At 56.6% G+C, this 15,400-nt stretch carries 9 protein-coding genes; 6 read left to right on the top strand and 3 right to left on the bottom strand.

Annotated features, from left to right (window positions below; all coding sequences use genetic code 11):
- Positions 1–117 precede the first annotated feature (117 nt).
- From gcvP to NCN06_RS10995, 3 genes are all read right to left on the bottom strand, one after another.
- Positions 118–2,931, bottom strand: a complete 2,814-nt coding sequence (gcvP, locus tag NCN06_RS11005; protein WP_250398932.1) for an aminomethyl-transferring glycine dehydrogenase — start codon at positions 2,929–2,931, stop codon at positions 118–120.
- A gap of 113 nt (positions 2,932–3,044) precedes the next feature.
- Positions 3,045–3,434 (bottom strand): glycine cleavage system protein GcvH, encoded by a 390-nt coding sequence (gcvH, locus tag NCN06_RS11000; RefSeq protein WP_226397464.1) that lies wholly within the window; start codon positions 3,432–3,434, stop codon positions 3,045–3,047.
- Between the two features lie 10 nt (positions 3,435–3,444).
- Positions 3,445–4,716: a methionine gamma-lyase family protein gene (locus NCN06_RS10995; RefSeq protein WP_226397465.1), complete on the bottom strand. Its 1,272-nt coding sequence runs from the start codon at positions 4,714–4,716 to the stop codon at positions 3,445–3,447.
- A 167-nt stretch (positions 4,717–4,883) separates the two neighbouring features.
- Here NCN06_RS10995 and NCN06_RS10990 point away from each other — a divergent pair, with 167 nt between their 5' ends.
- From NCN06_RS10990 to NCN06_RS10965, 6 genes are all read left to right on the top strand, one after another.
- Entirely contained in the window at positions 4,884–5,795 is a 912-nt protein-coding gene (locus NCN06_RS10990) for an acyl-CoA desaturase (protein WP_166016295.1), read from the top strand.
- Between the two features lie 77 nt (positions 5,796–5,872).
- Positions 5,873–6,331, top strand: coding sequence for a 50S ribosomal protein L9 (gene rplI, locus NCN06_RS10985; RefSeq protein WP_186570874.1), 459 nt, complete (start codon positions 5,873–5,875; stop codon positions 6,329–6,331).
- 71 nt (positions 6,332–6,402) lie between these two features.
- A complete protein-coding gene (gene dnaB / locus NCN06_RS10980) occupies positions 6,403–7,809 on the top strand; it encodes a replicative DNA helicase (protein WP_226397466.1) in 1,407 nt (468 codons plus the stop codon).
- Positions 7,810–7,894: 85 nt separating this feature from the next.
- Positions 7,895–8,860: a helix-turn-helix domain-containing protein gene (locus tag NCN06_RS10975; RefSeq protein ID WP_226397467.1), complete on the top strand. Its 966-nt coding sequence runs from the start codon at positions 7,895–7,897 to the stop codon at positions 8,858–8,860.
- Between the two features lie 93 nt (positions 8,861–8,953).
- Positions 8,954–13,138 (top strand): Ig-like domain-containing protein, encoded by a 4,185-nt coding sequence (locus tag NCN06_RS10970; protein ID WP_250398931.1) that lies wholly within the window; start codon positions 8,954–8,956, stop codon positions 13,136–13,138.
- 383 nt (positions 13,139–13,521) lie between these two features.
- The coding region (locus NCN06_RS10965; RefSeq protein WP_250398930.1) for an Ig-like domain-containing protein at positions 13,522–15,400 on the top strand (1,879 nt) is incomplete at its 3' end.

The raw sequence follows: 15,400 nt of genomic DNA, 5'->3' as shown, positions 1-15,400 counted from the left end.
CGACAGACGAATCAGTTGTCGAACAGTTTGACCGAACCCGCAAGGGCGATGAACGGAATCAAACCAATTTTTCCACTTTCAGTGAAAATTTACACGTTCTGATGCCCTCGCACCAGGTCAAACCGCCAGAGCCACCTCTTCCACAGAGGGACAGGTGCAGATCAAGTTGCGGTCACCGAAGGCGTTGTCAATCCGAGCCACAGCTGGCCAGACCTTGTTCTCCTGCTGACCCTCCATGGGGAATGCGGCCTGCTGACGGCTGTAGGGACGATCCCAGTCATCCGCTGTCACTGCAGCCAGGGTGTGCGGGGCACGCTTCAACGGGTTGTTCTGAGGGTCGATGGCGCCGTTTTCGATGGCACGAATCTCCTCACGGATCGCCACCAGGGCATCGGCGAAGCGATCCAACTCCGCCAGGCTTTCGCTCTCCGTGGGTTCAACCATCACCGTTCCAGCCACCGGCCAGCTGACGGTGGGCGCGTGGAAGCCGTAATCCATCAAACGCTTAGCGATGTCATCCACATCGATTCCTGCTTCCCTTTTCAACGGCCGCAGATCAAGGATGCATTCATGGGCCACGCGACCGGTGCTGCCCCGAAACAGCACGGGGTAATAGGGGTCAAGCCGATGGGCCAGATAGTTGGCTGACAACAGCGCCACGGCACTGGCCTGCCGCAGGGCATCCGCCCCCATCATCCGTAGATACATCCAACTGATCGGCAGGATGCTGGCGCTGCCGAGCGCTGCTGCGGAAACGGGTCCGATGGCGGCTGAGGTACCAGCTTGCAACGGATGACCCGGCAGGAAGGGCGCCAGATGCGCCGCCACACCAATCGGTCCAACGCCTGGGCCACCGCCCCCGTGGGGGATGCAGAAGGTCTTGTGCAGGTTGAGATGGCACACATCGGCACCGAACGCACCAGGACGGCAAAGCCCGACCTGCGCATTGAGGTTGGCCCCATCGAGGTACACCTGCCCACCGTGCTGATGCACAACGGAGCAGATCTCACGGATGCCGGTTTCAAAGACGCCGTGGGTGGAGGGGTAGGTGACCATCAACGCCGCCAGCTGATCGGCATGCTCAGCAGCCTTCGCAGCAAGATCCTGCTGATCGATGTTGCCCTCGTCATCGCAGGCGACAGCCACAACCTTGAGTCCGGCCATGACGGCACTGGCGGGGTTGGTGCCATGGGCGCTGGTAGGAATCAGACAGATATCGCGATGGGCCTCCCCGCGGGAGCGGTGCCAGGCGCGAATCACCAGCAGCCCCGCATATTCCCCCTGAGAACCGGCATTGGGCTGCAACGACACGGCTGCAAACCCCGTCAGAGCCGCCAACCATCGCTCCAGATCGTCGGCCATGCAGCGATAGCCCTCCGTCTGATCCACTGGAGAAAACGGATGCAATGCCGCAAAGGCAGGCCAACTCACCGGCTGCAGCTCAGCGGCGGCATTGAGCTTCATGGTGCAACTGCCCAAGGGGATCATCCCGTGCACCAGGGAAAGATCACGGCTCACCAACCGTTGGATGTAGCGCAACAGCTCCGTCTCGCTGCGGTACTGATGAAACACCGGCTGGGTCAGCCAGGGTTGGCTGCGCTGCGGCAGGAACAGGGACTCGGGCAGCGCAGCCTCAAGCTCTGGTACCTCCTGACCGCAGGCCTCCGCCAGGAGCCCCAGGAGCACTTGCAGCTCCCGTTCATCCGACAACTCATCCAGGCTGATGCCGAATCCGGTGGCGTCCGCCGGAGCGGCGCCATCTGGCAGCACCCGCAGATTGAAGCCTGCTGCTGCTGCCGCGCGGTGGACGGCCGGCGCCGCCGCACAGTGCACGGTGACGGTGTCGAAGCGGTCCGCCAAAGCCAGCGGATACCCGAGAGCCTTCAGGCCCTGCTCCAACTGACTGCGCAGCCCAACGATGCGCTGGGCGATGGCCTGAAGGCCGTCGGGGCCGTGGTGCACCGCATAGAAAGAAGCCATCACGGCGAGCAACACCTGAGCAGTGCAGATATTGCTGGTGGCTTTGTCACGGCGGATGTGCTGCTCACGGGTCTGCAGCGCCAGCCGCAGGGCCGAGCGGCCTTCTACATCCTTGGACTGCCCCACCAGACGACCCGGGATCTGGCGCTTGTAGGCCTCAACCGTGGCGAAAAAGGCGGCATGGGGGCCACCGAATCCCATCGGCACCCCCAGGCGTTGGGCACTGCCCACGGCAATGTCAGCCCCCAGGGATCCAACAGGCGCCATCAGGGTCTGGGCCAACGGATCGATGGCCACAGTGGCCAAAGCGCCAGCCGCATGGGCCGCTTCGATCACGGCAGTTGGATCCCATAGACAACCATCAGCCCCGGGCAATTGGAGCAGAACTCCGAACACGGACGCATCGATCGGCGCCGTTGCCGGGTCGATCCGCTCAAGGGTGATGCCAAGGGGTTCCGCGCGGGTCTGCAGCACGGCCCAGGTCTGCGGCAGCACATTGGCGTCCACCAAGAACCGGGTCGCCTCGGGGCGACGGCAAACCCCAAAGCTGAGGCTCATGGCCTCCGCTGCTGCGGTGGCTTCATCCAGCAGCGACGCGTTAGCGATCGGCAAACCCGTGAGCTCACTGATCAGGGTTTGAAAGTTGAGAAGGGCCTCAAGACGGCCTTGGGCGATTTCCGCCTGATACGGGGTGTATGCGGTGTACCAGGCCGGATTTTCAAAAACGTGGCGCTGAATCAGAGCCGGTGTTGCTGTGCCGTAGTAACCCAACCCAATCAAGGAGCGTCGAAGTGAGTTGGACTCGCTCAGCTCCTTCAGCTGTCTGAGGGCTTCCGCCTCTCCACAGCCCTCGGGCAACGCTTCGTAAGGCGGCGCTGGGTCAAGGATGTCGTCGGGCACGACATCAGTGATGAAACCCTTCAGATCGCTGTAGCCGAGCGCGTTTAGCATCCGGCTCTGTTCCGCCGCACTCGGGCCGATATGCCGCTGCGAAAAAGGAGAAATCAACGTCTGAAGCAGCGGCTCACAGGGGAGATCGTAAGAGCCGCATCCCGCCCTTGAGGTCAGCCGGCGTTGACCTTGGCGCTGTAGGCCTCCGCGGTCATCAGGCTCTCGAGCTCAGAGGGATCCGCCGGTCGCAGCACCAGCAGCCAGCCCTCGCCATGGGGATCGTTCTGCAGTTCCTCCGGACTGGCCAGCACCGCTTCATTGCGTTGCACCACCTCACCGGCAATGGGCGCGTACATGTCTTCGACGGCCTTCACCGATTCCACCGATCCGAAGCTGGTGCCCTTCGCCAGGTTGGAGCCCACGTCCGGCAGATCGACAAACACGATGTCGCCCAGCTGATCAACGGCGAAGGCGCTAATGCCCACCCTCACCAGCTCGCCATCGGCGTTGGCGTATTCGTGGCTGTCGGCGAAGCGAAAAGAGTCGGGGAACGCGAACGCCATCGACGCACTTTCAGGTGATCCCAGTTTGCGTGAGATTGATCAGTCCTGCCGCATTCAGGTCACACAACGCACGGGACAACGCCAGGCGGATGTGGGCCCGATGGGTGCCGCCCTGCACGTACAGGTTGAAGGGTTCCCGTAGCGGCGCATCGGCCGAAAATTCACTGGTAGAGCCGTCAATGAACGTCCCCCCTGCCATCACGAGATCGGAGGCATACCCCGGCATGGATGCAGGCACCGGATCGAGGTAAGCGCCAATTGGTGATGTCGACTGGAAGGCTCGACACACGACTTTGAGGGCTTCCGGACTTCCCAGCCGAACCGCCTGAATCAAATCGCTACGCACCGCGCCCGGCATGGGATTCACAGGGAAACCAAGTCGCGCGAACACCCCCGCCACGAGATCCGCGCCGATCAATGCCTCCGACACCATCTGCGGTGCCAGGAACAGGCCCTGCAGCACCAGCCGCTGCAGGTCAAATCCAGTGCCGCCCTCACGACCGATCCCCGGCGCCGTGAGCCGGCAGCAGGCCTGCTCGACAAGATCAGCCCGTCCGGCGATGTAACCGCCAGTGGGGGCAATGGTGCCGCCGAGATTCTTGATCAAGGATCCAGCGATGAGATCCGCACCAACAGCGGTTGGCTCCTGCTCCTGCACCAACTCGCCGTAACAGTTGTCGACAAAGACAACGCAGTCGGGCTGGCGCGCATGGATGCGTTCACACAGCCTTGCGATCTGATCGACCGTGACCGAGGGCCGCCAGCTGTAACCACAACTGCGCTGGATCAGCACCATCCGACAGGACTGCTCCAAGGCCTGACTCAACGCCACCTCATCCACTGCCCCGTCGGGCTGCAGATCGATTTCGTCGTAAGCGATCCCGAACTCTGCAAGGGAGCCTTGACCCTGACCGCGGAGACCGATGACCTCTTCCAAGGTGTCGTAGGGGCGCCCAGTAATGGACAGCAAACGATCACCGGGCCTCAACACCCCAAACAACGCTGCCGCAATGGCATGGGTGCCGCTCACGAATTGCAGGCGCACTGCTGCGGCTTCGGCCCCCAGCACCCGGGCAAAGACCCGATCCACCACCTCACGCCCTTGGTCACCATGGCCGTAGCCGGTCAGCGAAGTGAAGTGCTGTGTACCCACACGCTCAGCCGATAGCGCATCCAGGACCCGTTGCAAACGCAGCTGAACGGACGCCGTCCTCGCTGCGGCAAGTTCAGCCTGATCCCTTGCCACCACTTCGATCAGATGATTTGCGATTGCACTAATCACCCTTTTCCTTGCTGAGTTCTTGCCTTCATAGGTCCTGACCGACGCGACTCTTACGAACGTGCCAAGCCTCTGCACTTCGTGAACTCCTTTAGATTTCTGTCACTAACGGCACCATCCGCTCCACGGTTTCCCTGTCTGAGCGGCTTGTCAATTTCAGGAGAATCCGATTGGTTTCCTCGCAAACAGCTGACACCCGTGAGCTTCGCCAGCGGGCAGCGGTGGTGGCACGGCGTGAGCCCCTGCCAGCTCGTCAGCGGAAGCTGAAGATGGGTACCACCAGCTTCATGCTGGTGATGCACGTGCTAGCCACCGTGGCCCTGCTCCCAAGGTTCTGGAGCTGGCAGGGCGTTGTGGCTTTCGGAGTTTTGTACTGGATGACTGTGCTGGGCGTCACGCTTGGCCTGCACCGTCTGGTCGCACACCGCAGCTTGGTGGTTCCGGTATGGGTGGAGCGCATCCTGGTGCTCATGGGCACCCTCGCCTGTCAGAGCGGTCCGATCGAGTGGGTGGGATTGCATCGCCATCACCATCGCTTCTCCGATCAACCCAATGATCACCATGACGCTGGGCGTGGGCTGTGGTGGAGCCACAGCGAATGGATGCTGCACGACATCCCTGCTTTAAGAGAGCTCGACCGTTACGCCGGCGACCTTCAATGTGATCCCTTTTATCGCTGGCTCGACCGCTGGTTCCTGCTCCTTCAAATCCCCCTGGGACTTGGGCTGTACTGGTTCGGGGAAGCTGCACAGGTGCATGGTGGAGGCCTTGGCTTGGTTCTGTGGGCCATCCCGCTGCGCCTCGTGGTCGTTTATCACGTGACCTGGCTGGTGAATTCAGCCACCCACGCTTTCGGATACCGCAACTTCGATTGCCCTGACCTCTCGCGCAATTGCTGGTGGGTGGCCTTGCTCTCGTTCGGTGAGGGTTGGCACAACAACCACCACGCCCACCCCGCAAGCGCTCGCCACGGTCTGCGCTGGTTTGAATTCGACTTCACCTGGCAACACGTGCGGCTGCTCAAGCGTCTTGGTCTGGCAAGCCGAGTCCGCACTGCTCGTTACGTCAACGAAGCCTCCTGAGGCTCTGAGACTTCTTACCAACAGGCCACGTCGTAACGTGGTCGATCGCACCCGCCTTCATCCATCGTTCCGGTCCCATGCCTAAGCGTGTAAAAGTCGTTCTTAATGAGGACCTCCTCAGCCTGGGCAAGGACGGAGACCTGGTGGAAGTTGCTCCGGGTTATGCCCGTAACTTCCTGCTCCCCTTCGGCAAAGCTGTGCCCCTCACCCCAGCGGTGATGAAGCAGGTGGAGCACCGCCGGGCCAAGGAAGCTGAACGTCAGGCAGCTCTGAAGCAGGAAGCCCTCGACTTCAAGACCGCCCTTTCCACCATCGGGCGTTTCACCGTCAAGAAGCAGACCGGGGAAGACAACGTTCTGTTCGGCACCGTGACCAACGGTGATGTGGCCGAAGCCATCGAAGCAGCCACCAAGAAGGAGATCGACCGCCGCGACATCCTGGTGCCTGAAATCCATCGCACCGGCAAGTTCACCGTCACGGTGAAGCTTCACAGCGAAGTCACCGCCGAGATCAACCTGGAAGTGGTCAGCTACTGATCCCTGATCAAACAACACTCAAACGGCTCATCCGAGCCAGAGTGTGATTCCTTTCGTAACGCCCTGCCGCCATGGTGAGCGTCCCCCTGCCAGAGAAGAATGATGGGGGACGCCGTGGTTATGGCCAGGGCCGTCGCGACGACGAGCCGAACTTCGAGGCCCTACCCGATTCCGTCCCGCCCCAGAACCTGGAGGCGGAAGAGGCAGTGTTGGGGGGCATCCTGCTTGATCCTGATGCAATCGGCCGTGTGGCTGACGTGCTGCAGCCGGAAGCCTTCTATCTGAACGCCCACCGGGAGATCTTTCGCACCGCCCTGATGCTGCACGGCCAGGGCAAGCCGACCGATCTCACCGCCATGAGCGCCTGGCTGGCCGACACCGGCGCCCTCGAAAAGGTAGGCGGCAACAACCGACTGGTGGAGCTGGTGGAGCGGGTTCCCTCCACCGCCTCGATCGAGCAGGTGGCCCGGCTGGTGATGGACAAGTTCCTACGCCGCCAGCTGATCCGCTCCGGCAACGAAGTGATTCAGCTGGGATTTGATCAGAGCCTGCCGATGGAGCAGGTGCTGGACCAAGCGGAGCAGAAAATCTTCGCCATCAGCCAAGAGAAACCCTCCAAGGGTCTGACCCCCACAGCCGAAATCCTCACCCAGACCTTTGAGGAGATCGAGAGCCGCTCACTGGGCACCTCAGTGGCAGGCATCCCGGTGAACTTCTACGACCTGGATGCGATGACCCAGGGCCTGCAACGCAGCGACCTAATCATCGTTGCCGGCCGGCCAGCCATGGGAAAAACCTCGATCGCTCTGAACCTGGCCAAGAACGTTGCCCAGCTGCACGACCTGCCGGTGTGCCTGTTCTCCCTGGAGATGAGCAAGGAGCAGCTCACCTATCGCCTGCTCTCGATGGAGGTGGGAATTGAAGCGGGCCGACTGCGCACCGGCCGACTGCAGCAGGAGGAGTGGCCCCTGCTGGGCCAGGGCATCAACAGCCTGGGACAACTGCCGATCTTCATCGACGACAAGCCCAACTCCGGGGTTTTGGAAATGCGCTCGCTCTGCCGTCGGCTGATGGCCGAACAGGGCAAGGAGCTGGGGCTGGTGATGATCGACTACCTGCAACTCATGGAAGGCTCGGGCTCGGACAACCGGGTGCAGGAGCTGTCGCGCATCACCCGGGGCCTGAAGCAGATGGCCAGGGAACTGAACGTGCCAGTGATTGCCCTCTCCCAGCTGAGCAGGGGTGTTGAGTCACGCACAAACAAGCGACCGATGCTCAGCGACCTGCGGGAATCGGGCTCGATCGAGCAGGACGCCGACTTGGTGCTGATGATCTATCGCGACGAGTATTACAACCCGGAAACCCCAGACCGAGGCATCACCGAAGTGATCGTGACCAAGCACCGCAACGGACCGGTGGGCACAGTGAAGCTGCTGTTCGAGCCCCAGTTCACCCGCTTCCGCAACTTGGCGGCCTGATCCTTCAGGGACGCTTGAAACAGCCGGCCATGGAACACAACATCAGAGCCGAAAACGCGCGACAGACATCAGCCCAACAGACCCGGTGAAGCTCCTCGATGCAATATTCGAGAGTTGCGGAGACCTGCAGGAGCTGTTTCAGCCGCTCTCTCCAGATCTTGTCGCCCTGCAACTGAGCTGCGGCCGCCTCAAAGGACGGCTGCAGGCCTGGGGGTTTGACGGATTTCGATTGAATCTGCTGAACACCAATCAAACCCTGTTCCTCAGCGGCTCGCGGCGCCATGAACCCTGCACCCTGGCCCTTCCTTTGAATCCATCAGAGGGCGAGGTTGGCTACAAGGCCCAGGGCATCACCATGCCGTGGCCGGGCCTGATGGGATACAACCGCGGCTTGATCGATTTCGATCTCAAACTTCCCGCCGGAGCCCAGTTGGCAACGGTGGTGATCAGCAAGGCGGCCTGGCTCGATCGCCATGCTCAGCAGGCTGGGCCACTGATGTTGAAACGCTGGGAAGAGAGCAATCAGCTGGAAGTTCGAACACCCCTGTGTGATGAGCTTCAACGCCAACTGATGGCACTGATCCATAGCCAAGAAGATCAAGAACAGACAGAGGATTCTGATCAGCTAATTCATGCCCTGATCCAGTGCTTTGAAGATCCAGCGGCACAGACGCTGCCCATTGCCAAACGGGAAGCGCGGCACCAGGCGGCAATCGACCTGCTGCACTGGTGTGCCCAGCATCCCAAAACACCACTGAAGATTGAGGAAATCAGCCGCGAGATTTTTCAATCACGAACATCGCTGTTCCAAGGATCCAAAGAACACTTCAAGCGCACACCGCTCGAACTTCAACGCTCTGTCCGATTGGATCGTGTGCGGCAGTTGCTGCTTAACCGCAAACAGCGCCACAACCAAGGCCTCACGGGCGTGAGCGACATTCTGGAGGCAATGGGCTTCAGCAGCCGCAGCCATTTCGCCCATCGCTACGAGCAACACTTTCATGAACTGCCACACGAGACACTCAACCGAAGCCACACCAAAGCACCCTGAAGCTCTAAGAGCCGCAACCACGTACTTTTCGGCCCCTCAGGTGCTGCGAGGAATCCCATAATTCAGCACAAGGAATGAGAGTTCGCTGAGAGGGTGACGCTGAACGAGCAGCTTTATCAGAATTGGCTGCTCCAGCTGCAGACCTGGGCAGCAGAGGGTCGCCTCCTCGCTGCAGGCCTTGATGCACTGCAGCTGAAGCCTGGCCAAGCGACGGACCAGCTGAAACGCGTCGTTGAACGACTGGCGAAGGGCGACACGCGGGATCTTCCACCCATTGAGCTGTTGCCGGGCAGCGCCATGCCAGGCGCCGCTGGAGCGTATGCGAAAGCGACAAAAAAGATCTATATCAACCAGGAATGGATCAAAACAGCAAGTGAAGCTGATGCAATAAGACTCCTAACAGAAGAATTTGGGCATCACTTAGACAATCAACTTAAGGAGGAAGACAGCCCCGGCGATGAAGGCGCTATCTTCGCCGAACGCTTACTCAACTCTTATTCCAAAGGTGCAATATCGAGCACCCAAACAGACTTAATTAATGAAAATGACCATGGCTGGATCAGCGTTGATGGACAGCTCCTAGAAGCAGAATTTGGAACATGGGTCACAAACGGAGGCGTCGGGCCAACAGAAGGAGATGACAATTACAACGGTGATGGCTCGAATGAAACAATCCGTGGATTAGGTGGCGCCGACACTCTAAAAGGCGGAGGCGGATCAGATTACATCTACGGCGGCGGAGGAGCAGACAAACTCTATGGCCGTTGGACAGGCGACAGCCTTGATAACGAGTCAAATTACTTATTTGGGGGCGAAGGAAACGACACAATCATTGGCAGCAATGAAAAAGATATCCTGCGCGGCGATGGAAACCAAAGTGGGCAAGAATCCTCAGACAACGAAGGCAATGAAAGTCTCAGTGGGCGCGAAGGAAATGACTTACTAACAGGTGGCAAAGGCCAAGATCGCCTTCATGGCGGAGACGGCAAAGACAGGTTCGACGGCGGCCCAGGGGCAGACATTATCTGGGGAGGAGGACCGGACAGAGAGGATGTATATCAACATGATGGCGACTCAATCATTTGGACAGATGCAGGGAACCTCGGAAGCAGTGCAACACTAATTAATGATGAAACAGTAACATTTGGGAATGGCGTAGACGTTATCTATGACTTCGATCATACATATTACAAACTCTATTTACCCAACAATTCGTTCAACCTCTTAAGTAGCGGAGACGCCTTAACCGGCCTCACCATCGGGCAAAACTATTTTATCCAAGGTAGCTGGTCTCACGCTACCTACAATGCTCACAAATCAAACTATAACTCTAATAATTACTCTGGTTCATTTGAAACCGGAGAAAGCACAAGCTCGAATCAAGACTATAGCTTTTTAGTCCTTTACAACGCTCAAGCAACAGACTTCTTCAGCGCAAGCAACACCAACTTTCTTGTTCTTGAATTTGATAAGAGCGAAGTCCATCCAACTGACATGGTTGCGAATATTGGCAGCACCAATCCTCTGAATGCGCAAAAAATACTGATCAACGGGCCAAGTGGGAACGCAGGAGATGGCAGTGCTTCTTTCTCCTTGGCTGAAAACATTTCAGCTGTTCATACATTCTCGAGTACCGGCAACAGCTCAAGATCGATTTTTTGGTCACTAGCAGGAGGCGCTGATGAATCACTCTTTTCAATCAATGAATCGACTGGCGCACTTTCATTTAATACAGCTCCCACATATGGAAACAACACCGATGCCAACTCTGACGGGACTTACGAGGTTGACATCAAAGCGACACTCGGCCAAGCCGGCTCTACTGCGAGTGAGCGTTCGATTGATTTGTACGGCGTTAATACGTGGCAGTCCGTTTCAATCACAATCACTGATGCTACGGCTCCTACCATCGCCATCACAGAAGACGATGCCGATGACACTTTAGGTGCTGGAGACACATCGACCCTCACCTTCACCCTCTCAGAAGCCTCCACCGATTTCATCGAATCAGATGCCACCGTTACCGGTGGATCCTTTTCCAACTGGACTGCTGTCTCCAGCACCGTCTACACCGCCACCTTCACACCCACAGCAAACAGCACCGCCGACGGCGTAATCTCTGTTGCAAGTTCAAAGTTTTCTGATTCCGCCGGTAACAACAATGCCGACGGCTCTGATGCAAACAATTCCATCACCTTCACCGTTGATACTGTCAGGCCCACCATCGCCATCACAGAAGACGATGCCGATGACTCCTTAAGCGCAGGCGATACATCCACAATCACCTTCACCCTCTCCGAAGCTGCCACCGATTTCGTTGAGGCCGACGCCACCGTTACCGGTGGGTCCCTTTCCAACTGGACTGCTGTCTCCAGCACCGTTTATACGGCCACCTTCACTCCAACAGCCGACAGCACCACCGACGGTGTGATCTCGGTTGCCTCATCCAAATTTTCCGGCTCCTCGGGCAACACCAACAACGACGGTTCCGATGCCAACAATTCCATCACCTTTACGGTCGATACCGTCAGACCAACAATCACCATCACTGAAGATGATGCCGATGATTCCTTAAGTGCTGGTGATACTTCCACACTCACCTTCACCCTCTCAGAAGCCTCCTCTAACTTCATCGAATCAGACGTCTCCGTCTCCGGTGGAGCACTCTCCAACTGGACCGCTGTCTCCAGCACCGTTTATACGGCCACCTTCACTCCAACAGCTGACAGCACCACCGACGGTGTCATCTCCGTTGCAAATAGCGCCTTCACCGATGCAGCCAATAACGCCAACACCGATGGCTCCGATGCCAACAACTCCGTCACCTTCACGATCGATACCACTACACCCACTCCTTCTCCTTCTCCCTCTCCTTCACCAACTCCAGACACCGTTCGGCCCAAGGTCGCGATCACCAATGACGATGTCGATAACTCCTTGAGTACTGGTGAGTCATCCACCCTCACCTTCACCCTCTCCGAGGCCTCCTCCGATTTCATCGAATCAGACGTCTCCGTATCCGGTGGATCTCTCTCCAACTGGACCGCAGGCTCCTCGACTTCCTACACCGCAACCTTCACTCCCACCACCAACAGCACCAGCAACGGCGTCATCCACGTAGCCAATGACAAATTCTCTGATGCTGCTGGCAACAACAACCAAGACGAATCCGACGCCAATAACACCGTCACCTTCTCGGTCAATACAACTAAACCCATTCCAACTCCAACTCCAGAGACGACGTCAGAGAAAAGCGATATCTATCTCCTCCTCGATACCTCCACATCCATGCGCCAAAGCGGAGGCAAAGACCACCGCACATTTCAATCCCTACTCGCCCTTGACGCCTTCAGCAAAGACGCCGAACGCGCTGGCTATCAGTTTCAACGCCGCGACACAAATACCACCATCACATCAACACAATTACTCCAAAAACTGGCCAAAAAATCCAGCAAACGCGCCATCAAAGAGCTCGACAACTACACCATCATTGACAACCCCAACGACGGGAAAAATGCTGAGAATCTCGATATTCACCTGATCACTTACAACTACCACGTTCAACACAACACCTTCACCCTCTCGCGCACCAACCCCACCAGCGGCATCGACACCATGCAAGCCATCCTGTCTCTCAAAATGGCAGGAGAAGGGTTTGGCAACTCAGTTAAAAAGAACTCCCAATGGAAAGCGCTTGGACTCCCCAAGCCCAATCGATACGACCTCTATCGGCCCAACAAACGCACCCAATCCAACCTTTATGCCGGCACTGAATTGCTCGGCGCCTTGGAAGGGCTCGACTATCTCCTCAACAACAAAGCCAACGACCCCAACCGGCGCGATCAATCCACATCCATCTCCCTCGTTCTCGATGGCAGGCCAGAACGCCGCAGCTGGTGGGACACCAGAACCAACGCAGCCTCGGATTCCATCACCGGCCAGGCCATTCCGCTTCCCGAAACCCTCGGCAAAGAAGACATCACCACCTCTGGCCTCCTCTACGACACCAAGGGCAATCCATATTTCTTCCAAAACAACCAAGGCCAATGGCAGTGGAAACAAATGCAAAAAGACCTCAATGCAGCCCTCGATCAGCTCGCTGATCTCTCCACAGATCCCAACAAGATTCAGGTCAACACCTACGGCCTGAACAGCACCGGCAGCACCTCCCTCAACGCCACCTATCAAGACCTCTTCTCCAACCAAAGCTTCGACAACTCCTCCAGCAGCTGGAGCTACGCCCACCAAATCATCCAATCCCTCCAAGACCTCCTCTGAGCCAATCCGACGCTTCTGCAGAACCGGATAACCGATTGCTTGACCCAACAGCCTCGAACGAGAAGGCATCACCAACTCAGACCTCAGCCATATAACCAAAGACAAGCCGTACCGTTAAAAAACAAGCAAGACCAAGGCAGTAGGAAGACATACAAAACAATGCCAATAACTCCATATGTCATCTAGGTGATCTATCCACATATCCCACAAGTATTCCACAAGGTTCCAATCATCTGGAGGCTGCAGGGCTAGGGCCTCACCCTCCATACCAGCAGCCTGAACGTTGGTACAAATCGAGCAAAATACTGCGCCTCCCCCCTTCGAGGGAGGCAAAAGCACTCAGCAAAGACTCAGAATACCTTCATTCAATAGAAAGGACGTAAATGGCTGCTCGCATCAATGCTTTGACAGCCGTGAAATCCAACAGCAACTGCAAAAGCACACGATGCGTTCAACTATTATCCGAAAGCAAATGGCAAACTAAAAACCATAATTACCGCAGAAAAATAGATTCAGACAGCCTGCAAAAGACAACAAATAGCATCATCGCGGCATGCCCGAATGCCCGAGACATCGAATGGCTGAATCACAACAGCTTTAAAGCCATTACATGGCTGCCAACGAATCCACTTGAAGGAATCAGCGAAGAACTCGAAAGCAGAAGAGCAAGGGGGCTCAAAACAAACGAGCTGCACATCATTGCCCACGGCAATAATAGCGACGTCAAGCTCGGCAATACATTCCTCACGAAACAATATTTAGAGAAGTCAGCCCAGCTCCTTCAAAGCTGGAAACTTGAAGCCATTTATTTATGGAGCTGCGAAGCAGGACGCAATACAGAACTTGTCGAAACACTGGGTGCACTCACAGGGGCTGATGTTTACGCAAGCAGAAGCAAAATCAGTAGAGAATATCCCAACCTTTCATCGATTACAGGAAAAGAAGCTTCCCTTGAGGCACTGATTGGCGAAGCAAAGCTCGATCACTGGAGCGGGATTCTGGCAAGCACGAAAATTCTGGACGCCAACTACCAACAACTTGATTTTGACGCAGACAATATAACAATTGGCCCAGCAAAAGGGAGCGGGCTGACTAGCGGAGGGGAAATTTTTTACTCAGGCGTCATAACAATTGACGGCCAAATAGTAGACGCACGAGTAAAAGTAATCACAAAAACAGCGAACCTAACGATAGACGAGCTGGACAAAGACAATCTGGTCGACGCCGAAGATTGGCACCTATCTCCACGCTTCTGGAATACCACACCAGGAGACGAATATGTACATGCTGAAATCAGCTTCTACGAGAATGGAACGTACACTGGTACCGGCACGGGAAACAAAGTAACACTCGAAAATGTAGTCGTAAATACATACGACATAGACGCCTCTCAATACCAAGAATTTAAAAACTTCCAAAGCTATGAACTCGCAGACACAACCGGGTTAACCGTATCGACTCAATCAGACGGAGCGGTCAGATTCTCGGACTTAGCGAATCAAACTACAAGCGGAACACAGGATGCCGGTAGAGCAAGAATTTATTACGACTCGATTGATACATTCGAAATCAAAATGGGTACAACGAGGTCGGCTTATGTCTACTTTTACCTCGACTTTCAGCAAGGTCCAGCCTGGACTGGAGATACAACTACAACAGATACACCAGCAGCAAACTTCACCTGGAGCACCCGCAATTTAACTGAAGCATCAGCCAATGTTGGCTCGTTCACTGAAACAGCCACCATTACCCTTAACAATCCAGGAACAACTGTTTTTGCTGGTTCGGGTGGCGACACCATCACTCACAGTGCGACAAATGTTCCCGCTGGACTGACCACTGTTGTTACACGTGCATCCGACACAACAGCAACGATCACGGTTACCGGGAATGCCACTAATCACACGACATCCGATGACTTAAGCAACATCGAGCTGGAATTTGAAAACAGCGCATTTGTTGTCGGCTCGGTGGGCGCAAGCTCAATCACAGATGCACGAATCACCAATTTTGGCCTGAGCTTCATTGATGACACAACTCGGCCCACCATCGCCATCACCGACGACGATGCCGATAACTCCTTAAGCGCTGGTGAGTCATCCACTCTCACCTTCACCCTCTCAGAAGCATCAACTGATTTCGTTGAAGCCGACGCCACTGTTACTGGCGGCGAACTCTCCAACTGGACTGCTGTTTCCAGCACCGTTTACACCGCCACCTTCACACCCACTGCAGACAGCACCACCAACGGCGTCATCCACG

The sequence above is a fragment of the Synechococcus sp. MU1648 genome (assembly GCF_023630615.1).
Lineage (GTDB): Bacteria > Cyanobacteriota > Cyanobacteriia > PCC-6307 > Cyanobiaceae > Parasynechococcus.
Note: the sequence above shows the minus strand (reverse complement) of the source record. Positions and strands in the feature narration are given on the sequence as shown.